This window comes from Nocardiopsis oceani (genome assembly GCF_054777395.1).
The window spans coordinates 1-16,278 of record NZ_BAAHAR010000062.1 but is presented as its reverse complement, the minus strand read 5'-3'; the positions used below and the strand labels follow the sequence as shown (position 1 = coordinate 16,278).

General features: G+C 70.8%; 16 protein-coding genes. 12 read left to right on the top strand and 4 right to left on the bottom strand.

The genetic code is table 11. The annotated features are described in order from the left end of the window. The first annotated feature begins 23 nt into the window (after positions 1–23). Complete coding sequence (locus ACYVDG_RS29275; protein ID WP_460761640.1) at positions 24–1,175, top strand: acyl-CoA dehydrogenase family protein; 1,152 nt, start codon at positions 24–26, stop codon at positions 1,173–1,175. Between the two features lie 22 nt (positions 1,176–1,197). Here the strand turns inward: ACYVDG_RS29275 and ACYVDG_RS29270 are convergent, their stop codons facing one another. Beyond that, positions 1,198–1,968, bottom strand: coding sequence for a 4'-phosphopantetheinyl transferase family protein (locus tag ACYVDG_RS29270; RefSeq protein WP_460761637.1), 771 nt, complete (start codon positions 1,966–1,968; stop codon positions 1,198–1,200). A 101-nt stretch (positions 1,969–2,069) separates the two neighbouring features. On the opposite strand from ACYVDG_RS29270, the gene ACYVDG_RS29265 reads away from it, so the two are divergent. From ACYVDG_RS29265 to ACYVDG_RS29245, 5 genes are all read left to right on the top strand, one after another. Further along, positions 2,070–2,204 carry a hypothetical protein gene (locus ACYVDG_RS29265; protein WP_460761634.1) on the top strand — a complete coding sequence of 45 codons (135 nt, stop codon included), beginning with the start codon at positions 2,070–2,072 and terminating at the stop codon, positions 2,202–2,204. 58 nt (positions 2,205–2,262) lie between these two features. After that, the gene (locus ACYVDG_RS29260; protein WP_460761629.1) at positions 2,263–3,069 is read left to right on the top strand and encodes a DeoR/GlpR family DNA-binding transcription regulator; all 807 of its coding nucleotides are present in this window, start codon (positions 2,263–2,265) and stop codon (positions 3,067–3,069) included. Positions 3,070–3,210: 141 nt separating this feature from the next. Then, the gene (locus ACYVDG_RS29255) at positions 3,211–4,047 is read left to right on the top strand and encodes a polyprenol monophosphomannose synthase (protein WP_460761626.1); all 837 of its coding nucleotides are present in this window, start codon (positions 3,211–3,213) and stop codon (positions 4,045–4,047) included. Between the two features lie 77 nt (positions 4,048–4,124). Next, positions 4,125–4,391, top strand: a complete 267-nt coding sequence (locus ACYVDG_RS29250; protein ID WP_460761621.1) for a hypothetical protein — start codon at positions 4,125–4,127, stop codon at positions 4,389–4,391. 136 nt (positions 4,392–4,527) lie between these two features. Further along, positions 4,528–4,818, top strand: coding sequence for a hypothetical protein (locus tag ACYVDG_RS29245; RefSeq protein ID WP_460761617.1), 291 nt, complete (start codon positions 4,528–4,530; stop codon positions 4,816–4,818). 12 nt (positions 4,819–4,830) lie between these two features. On the opposite strand, the gene ACYVDG_RS29240 is transcribed toward ACYVDG_RS29245, so the two are convergent. From ACYVDG_RS29240 to ACYVDG_RS29230, 3 genes are all read right to left on the bottom strand, one after another. Then, the gene (locus ACYVDG_RS29240; RefSeq protein ID WP_460761613.1) at positions 4,831–6,432 is read right to left on the bottom strand and encodes an MFS transporter; all 1,602 of its coding nucleotides are present in this window, start codon (positions 6,430–6,432) and stop codon (positions 4,831–4,833) included. 136 nt (positions 6,433–6,568) lie between these two features. Next, the gene (locus ACYVDG_RS29235; RefSeq protein WP_460761607.1) at positions 6,569–9,271 is read right to left on the bottom strand and encodes an ABC transporter permease; all 2,703 of its coding nucleotides are present in this window, start codon (positions 9,269–9,271) and stop codon (positions 6,569–6,571) included. A 1-nt stretch (position 9,272) separates the two neighbouring features. Continuing rightward, positions 9,273–10,037, bottom strand: a complete 765-nt coding sequence (locus ACYVDG_RS29230; RefSeq protein ID WP_460761602.1) for an ABC transporter ATP-binding protein — start codon at positions 10,035–10,037, stop codon at positions 9,273–9,275. Between the two features lie 345 nt (positions 10,038–10,382). Between ACYVDG_RS29230 and ACYVDG_RS29225 the strand changes: the two genes are divergently transcribed. From ACYVDG_RS29225 to ACYVDG_RS29200, 6 genes are all read left to right on the top strand, one after another. Beyond that, entirely contained in the window at positions 10,383–11,714 is a 1,332-nt protein-coding gene (locus tag ACYVDG_RS29225) for a sensor histidine kinase (protein ID WP_460761597.1), read from the top strand. Next, the gene (locus ACYVDG_RS29220; RefSeq protein WP_460761593.1) at positions 11,689–12,348 is read left to right on the top strand and encodes a response regulator; all 660 of its coding nucleotides are present in this window, start codon (positions 11,689–11,691) and stop codon (positions 12,346–12,348) included. Before ACYVDG_RS29225 ends, ACYVDG_RS29220 begins: the two co-directional genes overlap by 26 nt. Positions 12,349–12,484: 136 nt before the next feature. Continuing rightward, positions 12,485–12,931 (top strand): hypothetical protein, encoded by a 447-nt coding sequence (locus ACYVDG_RS29215; protein ID WP_460761590.1) that lies wholly within the window; start codon positions 12,485–12,487, stop codon positions 12,929–12,931. A gap of 209 nt (positions 12,932–13,140) precedes the next feature. Then, positions 13,141–13,845 carry a 3-oxoacyl-ACP reductase FabG gene (fabG, locus tag ACYVDG_RS29210; protein ID WP_460761583.1) on the top strand — a complete coding sequence of 235 codons (705 nt, stop codon included), beginning with the start codon at positions 13,141–13,143 and terminating at the stop codon, positions 13,843–13,845. Between the two features lie 135 nt (positions 13,846–13,980). Beyond that, on the top strand, positions 13,981–14,745 hold the full coding sequence (gene fabI, locus ACYVDG_RS29205; protein ID WP_460761578.1) for an enoyl-ACP reductase FabI: 765 nt from the start codon (positions 13,981–13,983) through the stop codon (positions 14,743–14,745). A 68-nt stretch (positions 14,746–14,813) separates the two neighbouring features. Then, positions 14,814–15,575, top strand: a complete 762-nt coding sequence (locus tag ACYVDG_RS29200; RefSeq protein ID WP_460761573.1) for an SDR family NAD(P)-dependent oxidoreductase — start codon at positions 14,814–14,816, stop codon at positions 15,573–15,575. Positions 15,576–16,278 lie beyond the last annotated feature (703 nt).

The window sequence follows — 16,278 nt, the reverse complement described above, 5'->3', positions numbered from 1 at the left end:
TACTAAATCCGTGGGGAGAGGTCATGGCGGTCGAACGCACGCTGCACACAACCGAGGCTGAGCAGCTCATGGAGCTGACCCGGGAGATCGTGGACAAGGAGATCGCCCCGCGCGCCGCTGCGGACGAGGAGAACTCCGTCTTCCCCCGCGACGTCTTCGCCACCCTGGGCGGGGCCGGGCTGCTCGGCCTTCCCTACCCCGCCGAGTACGGCGGTGGCGAACAGCCCTACGAGGTCTACCTCCAGGTGGTGGAGGAGCTCGCCCGCGGCTGGCTCGCGGTCGGACTGGGCGTCAGCGTCCACACGCTCTCCTGCTACCCGCTGGCCGCCTTCGGCACCGACGAGCAGCGCGCGGCGCACCTGCCCGCGATGGTCGGCGGTGACCTCCTTGGTGCCTACTGCCTGTCCGAGACCGCCTCCGGCTCCGACGCCGCAGCCCTCACCACCCGTGCCGAGAGCACTGACGGCGTATACCGCGTCAACGGCGCCAAGGCGTGGATCACTCACGGGGGGCGGGCCGACTACTATGCGCTCTTCGCCCGCACCGGCGACGCAGACTCGGGCGCGCGGGGCATCAGCTGCTTCCACGTCCCGGCGGACACCCCCGGCCTCGGCTCGGCGGCCCCGGAACGCAAGATGGGCATGTGCTCCTCGCCCACGGCCGGTGTGCTCTTCGAGGACGTCGAACTGGGCGCGGACGCGCTCGTGGGGGAGGAGGGCCGGGGCTTCGGGATCGCCCTGTCCGCCCTGGACTCCGGTCGCCTGGGCATCGCCGCGTGCGCGGTGGGACTGGCCCAGGCCGCTTTGGACGCCGCGGTCGCCTATTCCCGCGAACGCCGCCAGTTCGGCACCGCCATCGGTGACTTCCAGGGGGTGGGCTTCATGCTCGCCGACATGGCCACGCAGGTCGCCGCCTCCCGCGAGCTGTACCTGGCGGCCGCGCGCCGACGCGACGCCGGACTCCCGTTCGGCAAGCAGGCCGCCATGGCCAAGCTCATGGCCACCGACACGGCCATGAAGGCCACCACCGACGCGGTCCAGGTCTTCGGCGGCTACGGGTACACCCGTGACTTCCCCGTCGAGCGCTACATGCGCGAGGCCAAGGTCCTGCAGATCGTCGAGGGAACCAACCAGGTACAGCGCATGGTGATCAGCCGCCACCTGGCCACCGCCTAGTACTGCGCGAACCGCGCCGGGGTCAGGAGCGCAGGAGGTCGGCGGTGCGCTCAGGGGGGTGCACCGCCAGCTCCACGGGGCGGTCCGTCAGCACGGCCAGCGCGGACCGGTAGTCGGGCCCGCGCTCCAGGTCCGACAACCAGGTGGACCCGGGTGCGCCGCCGCCCTCCCAGGACACCAGCCGCGGCTCGGCGTGCGGCGGGGTAACGGCCACCCGGCGCAGCCCGCCGGACAGGCCCAGGCCGGTCGCCTTGAGCAGGGCCTCCTTGCGGGCCCAGTAACCGAAGAATGCGCCGATCTGACCTTCGTCGGACAGCTCCCGCCAGGCCTCTTGCTCGGTGTCGGCCAGCGTGTACCCGGCCAGCCCCGCCAGGTCACGTGTGTCCGAGACCCGTTCGACGTCCACCCCGACCGGCGCGCCCGAGGACAGGGCCAGGACCACCCACTCACCCGAGTGGCTGACGGAGATCTCCCACCCCTTGGCCGCACCGGAGGGCACCGGCTTGCCGTGGGGTGTGTCGTCGCCCCCGCTGGCACCGGTCCGGGACTTCTCGTCACAGGACAGGCAGTGCAGGTCGAAGGTGACCTTCTCGGGAGCGCAGCCCGCGCGTTCGGCCAGCGCCAGACGGGCCAGTGAACGGCCCAGCAGGTGGCGGTCGCGGTCGGCCTGGAGTCGGAATCGGGACTGGCGGGCGAGTTCCTCGCTGTCCAGCAGACGCAGCAGACGTTCGCTCGCGGTGGAGGTGTGGGCCCACCACACCGTGGACTCAAGTGGCGCGGAGCTGAGGGTCATGCCTCCATTGTGGCTGATCTTCCGGCGGATCGGTGGTGTGAGCGGGAGGGAAACGGGGCATCCGGTAAGTGGCAGGTCAGCCCGCCCCCTTGGAGGCTCAGATGTCTGTCGTCATGTTGTTCGGGGCCGCGTCGCTCATCGGACTCGTGGCCCTCACCGCGGTCATCCTGGTAACGCTCCTGACGGAGAAGCCCGAGGCCGGGGCACAGGCCCGGGAGGACCGGCCCGTACCCTGATCCGGCGCGGTACCCCTGCCGTGCACAAGACGAGAGCACGGAAAGTGGGTCCCCTGCCATGGTCGAGGAGAGCCGCCCGGCCTTCGCAGCCGAACGCCGGGAGCGCATCCTGGAACTGGTGCGGGCCAACGGCAGCATGTCCCTGCGGGACATCGCCGCGAAGGTCCGCGCTTCGGAGGTCACGGTCCGCCGTGATGTGCGCGCCATGGAGGCCGAGGGCCTGCTCGACCGGCGCAGGGGAGGTGCAGCGCTGCCCGGGCGGATCGTCCACGAGCAGAGCTACACGGGCAAGAGCGGGCAGTGCGCGGCGGAGAAGGCCGCCATCGCCGCCATCGCGGCCCGCCTGGTCCGCCCTGGAGACGCCATCACCATCGGCCCGGGGAGTACCGCAGAGGCCCTCGCCCGCGCCCTGCTGGGCCACGGCGACCTCACGGTCGTCACCAACTCCCTGCGGGTGGCCGACATCCTCGCCGGGGCCGCCGGGGTCGAGGTCGTCATGACCGGCGGCACTGTACACGCACCCATGAGAGCCCTCGTCGGGGTCAGCGCTGAGGCCTCGCTGACGGGTCTGCGGGTCAACCGGGCCTTCCTCTCCGGCAACGGCGTCAGCGCCGACCGGGGCCTGAGCACCCCCAACCCCGCCGTCGCCAGCGTCGACCGGGCGCTGTCCGCCTGCGCGGAGGAGACCATCGTCCTGGCCGACCACACCAAGGTGGGCGCCGACACCATGGTGCCCACCGTCGCCCCGGAGGAGATCGCGCACCTGGTCACCGACAGCAGCGCGGACCCGGAAGTGCTTCTGACCTTGGAGGAGACCGGCGCCCTCGTCCACGTCGCCGTGGTGGACGGCGAACGGGGACAGTGACCCCGGGTGTTCACCGCCTTCGGCGGTGAAAGGGGCGTACCTTACCGTTTACGCGTATTGTGCGGTGAGCGCAGTATGCGTGATCCTGGACGCCCCCCGTCCAGCCAGCACCCACCGCCCACCCCTCAGGAGCCGCCGCGCATGCCCTCCCAACCGACGCATCCGGAGCACGACCCGTCCGCGCCGGTGCGGGTCACCCCCCAGCCGGTGGCGCTCCCCGAGCCCTGGCGGAGTTCGCGGATCACCGTGGTCGTCCCCACCTTCAACGAGGCCGACAACCTGCCGGTCCTGGTGTCCCAGCTCATGGCGCTCGACCTGCCCGAACTGCGCGTCGTGGTGGTGGACGACAACTCGCCCGACGGCACCGGCGAGGTCGCGGACAAGCTCGCCGTGGACCTCGGCGCAACCGGGGCCGGCAACGACCGGCTGACGGTGGTGCACCGCACGCGCAAGGACGGCCTCGGCCGCGCCTACGTGGAAGGCATGACGCGCGCCCTGGCCGACGGCGCCGACTACGTGGTGCAGATGGACGCCGACCTCAGCCATCCGGCGGGCTACGTCCCCCAGCTCCTGGGCACCCTGCACTCGACCGGCGCCGGGGTGGTCATCGGGAGCCGCTACGTGCCGGGCGGCAGCCTCTCTGAGGCGTGGGGGCTGCGCCGCCGCCTGCTGAGCGGCTGGGCCAACACCTACGTCAAGACCGTCCTGGCCATTCCCGTCCAGGACGTCACCGCGGGGTTCAAGCTCTGGCGGGCCTCGGCCCTGGCGGTGCTGGACCTGCCCAGCATCGAGAGCACCGGTTACGCGTTCCAAGTGGAGATGCACTACCGGGCCTTCCGCCGCGGTCAGAAGATCATGGAGATTCCCATCCACTTCGAGGACCGGGTAGTCGGCGAGAGCAAGCTCGACGGTGCCGTCGCCCTCGAGGCGGTCCTGCGTCCCCTGAGGTTGCGCCGTGCGGAGAACACCCGCCGCTGACCGTGGCCGTGTCCTCTTTCGTGTGAACGCCCTGACCTGCGATCATCTGGGTTAATGCGAGCTATGGGGGCGAGAGCATGTCCGAACAGCCCTACGACGTCGACTCCGACATGGGGGAAGACCCCCAGGAGAGCGAGATCGCCGAGGCCGAGAGCCGCCAGAACCCGGGAGTGGGCGTCTACGGCTACACCTTCGAGGATGAGGGCGCCGCGACCGGGCGCGGCATCGACCAGGAGGTCCGTGAGGAGCGCGACGACGTCATTCCGCGCGAGGACTTCGGCATCAACGACCCCGCTGCTGAGGAAGCGGCGATCCGCGAGGTGGACGAGCCCGAAGACACCTGAACCCGGCAGGGCCCAGGGGACGTTTTCGCCTCGGGGCCCTGCTGGCTGTCCGCCCTCCGATTCCTTCACAAGTGCACGAGGATTTGCGATCATCGAGGTCACAGCGGGGAAGACCACGGGCAAGGAGGCGGACACAGTGACCGAACAGCCCTACGAGGTGGACTTCGACCTGGGTGACGACCCCCAGGCGAGCGAGATCGCCCAACGCGAGAGGGTCATCGACCCTGACTTCAACATCCTCGTCTACAACTTCGAGGACGACGACAGCCGGGGGTGGCTGGGGATCAACGACGGGGTGCGCGCCGAGCGCTTGGGCGTCGTGCCGCGCCAGCGCTGGGGCGGTGAACGCAGCGCCGAAGAGGAAGCGCTGAGCGTGGTACCCGACCCCGACGCCGTCAACGACCGGCCCCCGGAAGGCCAGGACTGACCGGACGGGACCTCAGCGCCGCGTCGGCCCGCCCCCGGTGTTCCCCGCGGTCGATCCCGGGCATGCGCGCATGGGCGGCCCGGACACGCCGCAGAACCGCGTGGGCCCTTCCTCAGCGTGCGGTTCGGCGGCGCCTGCCCTCTCGGAACCGGAGCTCTGACCGGTGGCCGTGTCGGTCTCGGGCATCCGGCCGCGCGGCAGCGCCAGCGCGCACACCGAGGCCAGTACGCACAGACCGGCCAGGATCAGCATCGCCGTGCCGAACCCGGCCGCGATCGCTGAGGCGTCGCCGTGTGCCCCCGTGCCCTCACCGCCGGAGCCGCCGATCCCGGCCAGCACCGGCACCGCGGCCACACCGATCAGCTGCGCGCCCCGCGCGAACGTGTTGTTCACCCCCGACGCCAGCCCCGCGTGCCTTTCCGGGGCCGAGGCCAGGACGGTCGCCGTCAGCGGGGCGACGGTGGTGGACAGGCCCAGCGCCACCAACACGACCCCGGGCAGCACCCCCGTCAGGTACGGGGCCTCTTGGTCCAGCCGTGCGAGCAGCAGGAAGCCGGCGGCGAGCAGGAGGGGCCCGACCACCAGCTGGAGTCTGGGACCGATCCGGGCGGCGAGCTTTCCCGAACGGGCCGACAGCAGCAGCATAAGGATGGTGATCGGGAGGGAGGCGGCCCCCGCTGCGATCGGCGAGTACCCCGAGACCTCCTGGAGGTAGATCACCAGGAGGAACAGCAGCGGACCCAGCGAACCGTAGATCATGACGGTGGCGGCGTTGGTCATGCTGAACGGCAGCGACCGGAAGATCCCCAGCGGCAGCATGGGCGCCCGGCTGCGCGACTCCACCACCAGGAACGCGGCCAGGGCCAGTACACCCACCACGGCCCCGGTCCACACTGCCGGGGTCCCGCCCACCGACCCCCACTGGATGAGGGCGTAGGTGATCCCGCCCAAGGCCACCACGCCCAAGAGGGCGCCGTTGTAGTCCAGCCGCCGGGCGGCGGAGGTGTCCCGGGACTCCGGCACCTTGAACCGGGCGATCAGCAGTACCACGACCGCGATCGGCAGGTTGATGAGGAAGATCAGCCGCCAGTCGCCGATCTGCACCAGCCAGCCGCCCACGAACGGTCCCACCGCTGAGGCCACACCGGTCAGCCCCGACCAGGCGCCGATCGCCCGGGCCCGGTCGTCCTCCCTGAAGCCCGCCTGGAGGATGGCCAGGCTCCCCGGGGTCAGCAGTGCGCCGCCCACCCCCTGGATCACGCGCCCTGCGACCAGCCACTCCAATGTGGGTGCGAACGTGCACAGGGCCGAGGCCAGCGCGAAGACCGCGACCCCGACCATGAACAACCGGACCCGGCCGAACCGGTCGGACAGTGAACCGCTGAGCAGGATGAGCGCGGAGAGCGTCACCATGTACCCGTTGACGATCCACTGCAGACCGGCCAACCCCGTGTCCAAGTCCCCCTGAATGGCGGGCAGTGCCACCGTCACCACGGTCGAGTCCAGGAAGGCCATACCCGAACCCAGGACCGTCGCGGTCAGCATCCACCGGGCCGCCGGTGTTCCCCATCCCACCTGCCCGCCGGTGTCCGGTAACGAGGTCGAACCACTCATGAGTAACCTTCCCGCGGGCAAGCCCTTCGGTGGACTACCGACACCATAGGAGCGGACCCCCGCCCGTAGGAGAGGGTCCGCGCCGACTTTCCGTCGCCCTGTTCGGTTTTGATCCCCCGGTTGCTGGGATCCGTGGCTACTCGCTGGCGAGCGCCCCCGTGATCGAGGTCCCGGCGGCCCGGCGTGCGGGGAGTACGGCGGCCAGCAGCCCGGCCAGGATCGCGACCCCGATGAACACCGCGATCTGTGCCGTGGGGATGCTGAACACCAGGCCCGGCATCACCGCCGCGGCGGCGGCCCAACCGAACACCACACCCAGCACGATGCCGATCCCGGCGCCGATCAGGCACAGCAGCACGGCCTCGATGCTGAGCATCCGGCGCAGCTGGCCCTTGGCCAGGCCCAGTGCCCGCAGCAGCGCGGACTCGCGGGTGCGCTCCAGGACGGACAGCGCCATCGTGTTGGAGATGCCGAACACCGCGATGACGATCGCCAGGCCCAGCATCGCCGCGATGGTGTAGAAGGCGATGTCCATCATCTCGGAGAACTGGTTCTTCATTTCGGTGACCGACATGACCTGCACGGTCGGGTGGTCGTCGACGGCGCCGTAGACATCGGTGCGCAGATCGGCAGGGTCGGCACCCGAGACGCCTTGGACCATGAGATTGGTGTCGCCGGTCGTCTCGGGGTACAGCGTCGCGAAGTCCTCGGGGTCGACCGTCGCACCGAAGATCGACTGCATGTCGTCGGCGACCGCGACGATCTCCAGCTCCAGATCGGAGTCCGGGGTCGAGAAGGTGAGCGTGTCGCCCACACCGAGGTCGCCCGCGTAGCCCTGGGAGACGACCACGCCCCCGGGGCTGAGGTCGGCCAGCTCGCCCTCGACGGTGTCGCCCTGGACGTCAGTGCCCATCTCGGCGCCGAGGTAGGTCGTCACCGGAACGGTTCCGTCGGGTCCGCCCGCCACGGCGTCGTCCACCTCCGCGGAGTCCGACCGCTCGCTGAACACCTGGTCGACGGTGGCGGCGTCCTCCAGGTCCTGGCGGACCTGGGCCGGGATCAGGGGCGGACCGTCCGGTCCCGCGGTTTCACCGTCCGCGCCCGCCGTGTCTTCGGGGCCCTCGGTGCCTTCGGCGCCGGGCTCGCCCTCGGCCGGGGCGTCCTCGGGGCCTTGCACGTCCGCGTCGTCCGCCGGGGCCTCCTCCTCGACCGCGGCCACCTCGTCCATCTCGAACTGCTGGGTGATCTGGTAGTCCACCGGGAACTGCTCTTCCAGCGTCTGGGTCATGGTGGACTCGAAGGAGGCGCTGACCACCGAGTAACCCGTGATGAGCGTGGCGCCCACGGTGAGGGCGATCATGGCGGTGGCGGCGCGGCGCGGACTCCGGGTGGAGTTGTCCACCGCGAGCATGCTGGGCACGCCCACGCGGCGCAGGGGGACCCCGACCAGTCGCACGATGCCGCGCACCAGCAGTGGGCCGAGGACGACCACGCCGACGAAGGCGGTCAGGGCGGCGCCCGTCACGGCGAACAGGCCCGAGGGGTTGGGGCTCATCATCTGGGCCAGTCCGACCAGGGCGGCGGCGACAGCGAAGGCCGCCAGCCCGAACACCACGCGCAACCAGCCCGTGCCCTTCTCCAACCCGGCGGCCGTGGCGCTGGTGCGCAGGGCTGCCAGAGGTGCCACCCGTGTGGCCCGAGTGGCCGGGACGAGCGCGGAGGCGACCGTCATCAGCGTGCCCACCAGCAGGCCGACGATGACGGCGGTGGGGCTGATCACCACGGACGCGGTGGCGTCGGTACCCATCAGTTGACCGCCGAACCGGGCTCCCAGCATGCCCACGCCCACACCGGCCAGCACGCCGAGCCCGGAGGCGACCAGACCGACCACGAACGATTCCGTGAGAACGGAGCGGAAGACCTGGCCGCGCTTGGCGCCCACGCAGCGGAGCAGGGCGAGTTCGCGCTGGCGCTGGGCGATGAGGATCGCGAAGGTGTTGTAGATGACGATCCCCGCGACGAACATCGCGATCACGCCGAAGAGCAGTAGGGCGATGCGCATCGCCTCCGTGTCGCCGCCGACGCTCGCGGCCATCTCCTCCCCGTACTCGGTGCCGGTCTGGACCTCGGTCCCGGTGACGCCGGCGATCGCGTCCGCGGTGTCGGTGTCGGTCACGCCATCGGCGGCCAGCGCGTTGAGTTCCGTGTAGCCGTGGGCCCCGGTCATCTGCCCGACGGTGTCCTGGTCGAAGACCAGAGCGCCGCCCATGCTGTAGGTGCTGTCCACACCGAAGTTGACCAGCCCGGTGACGGTGAAGTCGCGCTCGTCCTGCTCGGGGTCGAGCACGGTGACGGTGTCGCCGACCTCGAAGCCGACCTGGTCGGCGGTGGAGGTGGCCAGGGCGATCTCGTCACCGGACGCGGGCAGTGTGCCCTCGCTCGCTGTGAACCGCGAGGTCTCGCCGAACGCCACGGCGGCGGGCGGGGTGAAGCCGAAGGCGCGGCCGTCGGAGTCCAGGAGGACGGCCTGGCCCCGGACCAACCCGTCGGCCTCGGCGACCTCCGGTAGGGCGCGGACGTCGTCGAGTACGGCCTGGTCGAAGGGGTCGGGCTCTTCGGGGAACCCGTCCGCGGTCTCCGCGCCCTCCTCGGCTTCGGGGACGGCGATGGCGTCGACGTTGGTCGACGCCCCCATCACCGATTCCTCGTAGCTGGCGTTGAGGGTGTCGGCGAAGACCATGGTGCCGGAGATGAACATGACGCCGAGCAGGATGGCCAGTGTGGTGGTGACGTACCGGGAGGCGTGCAGTCTCAGTCCGGCCAGTGTGGTGCGCAGCAACTCAGGCCTCCAGCTTCAGCAGGTGCTCGGAGACGACCTCGGCGGTGGGGTCGACGACCTCGTCGACCATCCGGCCGTCGCGCAGGAACACCACGCGGTCGGCGTAGGAGGCGGCGACCGGGTCGTGGGTGACCATGACGATGGTCTGGTGCAGGTCCTTGGCCGAGTCCCGGAGGAAGGCCAGGATCTCGGCGCCCGAGCGCGAGTCGAGGTTGCCGGTGGGCTCGTCGGCATAGACGACCTCGGGTGCGTTGAGCAGGGCGCGGGCCACCGCGACGCGCTGCTGCTGCCCTCCGGAGAGCTTGGCGGGCAGGTGGCCGAGCCGGTCGCGCAGCCCCACGACGTCGACGATGTGGTCGAAGCGCTCCGGGTCGACCTTGCGCTTGGCGATCTGGGACGGCAGCAGGATGTTCTGCTCGGCGGTGAGCATCGGCAGCAGGTTGAAGGACTGGAAGATGAAGCCGATGCGGTCCCGGCGCAGCAGTGTGAGGTCGCCGTCGCGCATGCCGGTGATCTGGGTGCGGCCCAGGTGCACGGTGCCGGAGGTGGGTACGTCCAGCCCGGCCAGGCAGTGCATGAGCGTGGACTTCCCAGAGCCGGAGGGGCCCATGATCGCGGTGAACGCGCCGCGGTGGAACTCGACGTCCACCCCGGCCAAGGCGTGCACCTGGTTCCCGCCGGTGTCGTAGATCTTGCTGAGCCCCCGCGCCACCACTACCGGAGGGGCTTGGACCGGGGACGTGGGCTTCACTGCGGACTCGGACACGGCAGACAACTCCAGGGATCGGAAACGGGGTGGGGCCGACAGGCCGGGACGTCCCGTGCTCTTCGGCGTGTTCTTCACGCTAGATCCGCGATCCCCGCCGGGGCCTCCGCCGCGGGGCTGAACCTCGACTCGGCCAAAGGCATGATGCGGAGCGGGTTCGGGACTCCTTCGTCCGGCCGCACCTCCTACTTTCGTAGGGGTCCGTCGTCACCTCGGATTCGGTGACGAACCAGGAGAGCCCCCTGTGGCCTGCGGGAACACGAACTGACCGACGATCGGACCGCTGCCTGTGCCTGTCGTCCGAACGGAGGGCCCGGCCAAGCGGGCCACCGTAGACTCTGCCGGGTGAGAACTTGGCTGAGGAACAACGCGGAGGGCCTCTGGATCCTGCTGCGCCGTAACGGACAGTGGTGGTGGGACCGTCGGCTGCGCATCTCCGACTGGTGCTTCGCCGTCTTTACCCTCCCCTTCAACGGGATCATGATGGTGGCCGGGGCCAGTAACCGCCTCAGCCTGCTGTCCAGGTTCTTCCCGGACGACGTCGGCGGCGTCAGCCTCCCATGGGTAGCGCAGATGGCCCTGGGGCTGGGCTTCCTGCTCTTCGTGGCGCCGACGGTCCTGACTTCGATCGCCATGCTCTGGCGCCGCAGCAGACCCACGTGGCTCATGCTCCTGGGGCTCCTCATCCTGGTCGTGTACGCAAACCCGATCCCGCTCATGGTCGGCCTGTACTCGTACCCGGCCTACTTCAGCGACCGCAGACGGCTCGCCGTCTGGGTCGTGCTCAGCTTTCTGGCGATGGGAATCCTCTACAGTCCCCCGGGCTTCAACTTCCTGATCCTGTCCGTGCTCTACCTGATGATGCCGCTCGTCGCAGGGCTGTGGCTCGGTACCCGACGGCAGCTGATCGACCGCCTCAAGGAGCGGGCTGAACGCCTCGAACGAGAACAGCACTTGAAGGCCGACCAAGCCATCATCGCCGAACGCACCCGCATCGCCCACGAGATGCACGACGTGGTCGCCCACCGGGTGAGCCTCATGGTCCTGCACGCGGGCGGCTTGGAGGTCTCGGCCGCCGAACCCCGCGCGGTCGAGGCGGCCGGGCTCATCCGTACCACCGGCCGCGAGGCACTGTCCGAGCTGCGCAACATCCTCGGTGTGCTGCGTGAGGACGGGTCGGGGGCGGCGCCCACCGCACCCCAGCCGGTCCTCGACGACCTCGAACGACTGATCTCGGAGTGGCGCGACGCCGGCATGGTGGTGCGCCGTGCGGATGCGGGCGAGGCGCGGCCGCTGCCGGTCGCCGTTCAGCGCACCGCGTTCCGAACCGTCCAGGAGGGGCTGACCAACGCCGCCAAGCACGCCACCGGTGCCGCAGTGGACGTGCGCCTGTACCGGGGCGACGAGCAGCTGGAGGTGGAGGTGGCCAACGAGCCCGTCACCGGGCCGTCCGCGGCCCCGCCGCGCAGCGGCTACGGCCTGACCGGGCTGCGCGAACGCGTCGCATTGGCCGGAGGCGAGCTCAGTGCGGGTGCCTGCGCGGACGGCGGCTGGCGTCTGCGCGCTATCTTGCCGATAGGGGAGAAGGACCAGGACGCGGTCCCCGATCCCGAACCACACTCCGCCGAAGCTGAGGAAGAGGGCACCCACCGTGATCCGGACGCTCCTGGTCGATGACGAACTCCTGGTCAGGTCCGGGCTGCGGATGATCCTGGACTCCGCCCCCGATATCGAGGTGGTCGGCGAGGGCGGCGACGGCGACGAGGCCGTACGGCTGACCGAGGAGCTCGCCCCCGACGTCGTGCTGCTGGACATCCGCATGCCGGGGAGCGACGGGCTGACCGCCGCGGCCCGGTTGACCGACCTGCCCGAGCCGCCCAGGGTCGTCCTGCTCACCACCTTCGACCTGGACGAGTACGTGCACAGCGCGCTGCGCGCCGGGGCGGTGGGGTTCCTGCTCAAGGACACCCCGCCGCGTGAACTGATCACCGCCGTGCGTACCGTTCACGAGGGGCAGGCCATGCTCGCACCCAGCGTCACCAAGCGCATGCTCGAACGTTTCGCCTCGCCCGCCCCCGCCGACTCCGCCGCTGGGCGGGAGGACGCCCTGCGCCGGCTCTCGGTGCTCAGCGACCGCGAACGCCAGGTGCTCGTCGCCGTGGCCGAGGGCAAGTCCAACGCCGAGGCCGGGCGGTCCCTGGACATGCGGGAGACCACCGTGAAGGCCCACGTCAGCCGGATCCTCGCCAAGTTGGAGATGTCCAACCGGGTCCAGGCGGCCATCCTCGCCCACGACGCGGGCTGGGCCTGAGTCCGGGCCGGTCCTGAGTCCGGGCCGGACCTGAGCTGGCCTGGTCAGCGCGGAGGGTCGCTGGATAGGCTCGGGGCGGGCCTACCCCCGGGCCCGGAAGCGGGCCCGGACACGGGCCCAGGAAGATGTGTATGCCGTGCGTCCACCCTCGGAATGGACGGAGCGCGTAAGCCGCTTCGCGTCGGGCCTGGCCATGTTCGTGGTCGGGACCGCCGTCGGCGCGGCCGCGCTGGAGAGCGGGTCGCCGACCCTCTTCGCCGGTTACGCGACGGCCCTGGCCGCGGGGTTCGTCGCGCTGGGCGCGCACGGAGTGGTCTTCGCCGGGTCCTTCCCTTGGCGGGCGCACGATCCGGCCGCCAACCTGAAGGCGGCTCTGCTGGCCGGTGCCGAGCCCTACTCCGGTCTACGGGCGGCCTTCGGTGTCCTCGCCCTGGTGGGTGCACTCGCGCTGTTCGGGGCGGCGTGGCCGACCTGGGCGACCGCCCCGGTCCTGTTCTCGGTGTGGCTGGTCGTCGGCCTGCCCCTCGCCGCGCGGCCCGGGCCCCAGAGCGGGCGGGGGAACGCCCTCGGCCAGCCGGGGTGACCGGGTTCACGCGGATCCGTTGACGGTGTGTGAAGCCCGTGTCCGACGGCCCTGTCGTCGCGGACGAATCCTGGTGAACGCCCCGATAGGTCCCGTTCGTACCCTCGGTTGCGTTTACCCGTGGGTAGCTCGGTACTCTGCAAGGCGATCCGCCCCCTGGAACATCACGTCCTGGCTGTTCACCGCAGCCGCAGAGAAGAGGAGCCCCTATGTCGCGCTCGGTACTGGTCACCGGCGGCAACCGAGGAATCGGCCTGGCCATCGCCCGTGAACTGGCGGCTGGCGGGGACAACGTCGCGGTCACCTACCGTTCCGGCGAGCCCCCGGAGGGCCTGTTCGGCGTCCGCTGCGACATCACCGACTCCGCCCAGGTCGACGCCGCATTCAAGGAGGTGGAGGAGGCGCAGGGTCCCGTGGAGGTGCTCGTCGCCAACGCCGGTGTCACCAAGGACCAGCTCCTCGCCCTCATGAGCGAGGACGACTTCTCCTCCGTCCTGGACACCAACCTCACCGGCTCCTTCCGCGTCGCCAAGCGCGCCGTCCGCGGCATGATGCGCAAGCGCGCCGGCCGGATCGTCCTCATCTCGTCGGTCGTGGGCCTGCTTGGCTCCGGTGGCCAGGCCAACTACGCCGCATCCAAGGCCGGCCTGGTCGGTTTCGGTCGTTCCCTGGCCCGCGAGCTGGGTTCGCGTGACATCACCGTGAACGTCGTCGCGCCCGGCTTCATCGACACCGACATGACCGCGGCCCTGCCCGAGGACCGCCAGGCGGAGATCAAGAAGAACGTCCCGCTGGGCCGGCTCGGTGCCACCGACGACATCGCCAAGACCGTCGGCTTCCTCGCCGGCCCGGGAGGCGGCTACATCACCGGCGCCGTCATCCCGGTCGACGGTGGCCTGGGCATGGGCCACTGAGCCGAGAGGACCGTACCGGCGCTCCGCCGACCGGACACGCCGCGACCGGACCCGCTCCGGCCCCACAGGGCTGACACACCCCGGCCCCGGTGTGCCGAACACTCCCTAGCCACAGACAGGACGGACCACCCCACCATGGGAATCCTCGAAGGTAAGCGCATCCTCGTCACCGGTGTGCTCACCGACTCCTCCATCGCCTTCCACGTCGCCCGCCTCGCCCAGGAGCAGGGCGCGACAGTCGTGCTCACCGGCTACGGCCGCATGGGTCTGGTGCAGCGCATCGCCAAGCGCCTGCCCGAGACGCCACCCGTCCTGGAACTGGACGTCACCGACGACGAGCACCTCGCCAGCCTGGCCGAGCGGGTGGGCGAGCACGTCGACGGGCTCGACGGCATCGTCCACTCCATCGGCTACACCCCGCAGGAGGCCCTGGGCGGCAATTTCCTCAACACGGAGTGGCAGGACGTCGCCACGGCGATGCACACGTCCACCTTCTCGCTGAAGTCGGTCACCACCTCGCTGCTGCCGCTCATGGGCAACGGCGGCTCGGTGGTCGCCATGGATTTCGACAACAGCGTCTCCTACCCCATCTACGACTGGATGGGCGTGGCCAAGTCCGCGCTGACCTCCACCGCCCGGTACCTGGCCCGCTACGTGGGTGAGAAGGACGTCCGGGTCAACCTGGTCTCGGCCGGTCCGCTGAGCACCATGGCCGCTCGCAGCATCCCCGGGTTCGAGGAGCTGGCCAAGCACTGGCCCGAGCGCGCCCCGCTGGGCTGGGACGTCACCGACCCCGAGCCCGCCGCCAAGGCGGTCGTGGCCCTGCTGTCGGACTGGTTCCCGGCCACCACCGGCGAGGTCGTGCACGTCGACGGCGGGTTCCACTCCACCGGAGCCTGAGCCCCCGGTAACATCGGCCCGCCGGTCCCGTACGGGACCGGCGGGCCCGTTTTTCGGAAGGTGGACGTATGGATCTGGGACTGTCGGGCGCGCGGGTCGTGGTGACCGGGGCCAGCAGGGGGATCGGCCGTGCCATCGCCCAGGTGTTCGCCGAGGAGGGTGCCGACCTGGCGATCTGCGCGCGCACCCCCGAACCCCTGGCGGAGGCCGCCCGTGAACTGTCCGGGACCGGAGCCAAGGTCTTCGCACGGGACCTGGACGTCACCGACCACGACGCCCTGCCGTCCTTCGTGGACGACGCCGCGGCCGATCTCGGCGGGCTGGACGTGCTCGTCTCCAACGTCTCCGGCGGCAGCGCCCCCACCCCCGACCAGTGGCAGCGGGGCTTCGACGCCGACCTCATGCCGTTCGTGCGGTTGACCGAGTCGGCGAAGCCGTACCTGTTCCGCTCCGGGCACGGCGGCTCGGTGGTGCTGGTCTCCACCACCTCCGCCCTGCACGTGACCAAGCCCGCCGGGGCCCGCTCCTACGGGGCGGTCAAGGCGGCGCTGAACCACCACGCGTCCTCGCTGGCCCGCGAGTGGGCGCCCGACGGAGTCCGCGTCAACAGCGTCTCTCCCGGACCCATCGAGTTCCCCGGCGGCGGCTGGGAGCGGCGCAAGGCCAACGACCGCGACTTCTACGAGAGCATCCGCGAGCGCATCCCCACCGGCCGTCTGGGCCACCCGGAGGAGGTGGCCCGTTCCGTCGCCTTCCTGGCCAGCCCGGCCGCCACGTTCGTCACCGGTCAGAACCTGGTGGTCGACGGCGGCTTCCTCGACCGGGTCTGACCCGCACCCCGCGGGCGGGCCTCAGGTCGGGTATGCGCCTGATGGGCTTGGAGTGGAGCCTCCGTGGGTGGGGCTCGGGGTGGGTGGGTGGGGTGGGGTTTGCCCGTGGGGGTGTTGGTCTTGTGCGGGTGGTTCTCCCCGTTTCCTGCCGCTTGATGGTGGCCGTCTCCGCTGCGCGCCTCAAGGTCGTCGCCGTCGAAGCGCTGGCGCGCTGTCGAGGGCTCTCCACCTTGACCCGCTTCGCTGTGACGGCGGGTCGGCGGCAGTCAGGAAACGGGGACGTGTGGTCGGGGCCTGAAGGGGCCCTTCGGGCCCCGGGCCTGCGGCCCGAAGGGCCGGGCTTCGCCCGTCCGGGCCTGCGGCCCGAAGGGCCGGGCTTCGCCCGTCCGGGCCGGGTGCCCCGCCCCTCCGGCCGTGGCCGGCCGGATCCCTGCCCGTCCGTCTGGTTGTGTCGGCCAGCGCGTCGCAATCCAGTGACCAGCCAGCGACGAAGGACCCGATCAGGCCGGGCGCGTGGCCGAGCGCGTCCCACCGGACTTTCGGCCAGGGGTGGGCCCTCTTCTCGAAGTTGATCTTTGAGGTGCCCCGAGGTTTCCGGACAGGGACCCAATACAATGGTCTCGTAAGGAAACGAGGGGAAACGTGGGCAGGACAAGCAAGTACTCACCGGAGTTCCGCGAGGAAGCGGTACGCTTGGTGATCG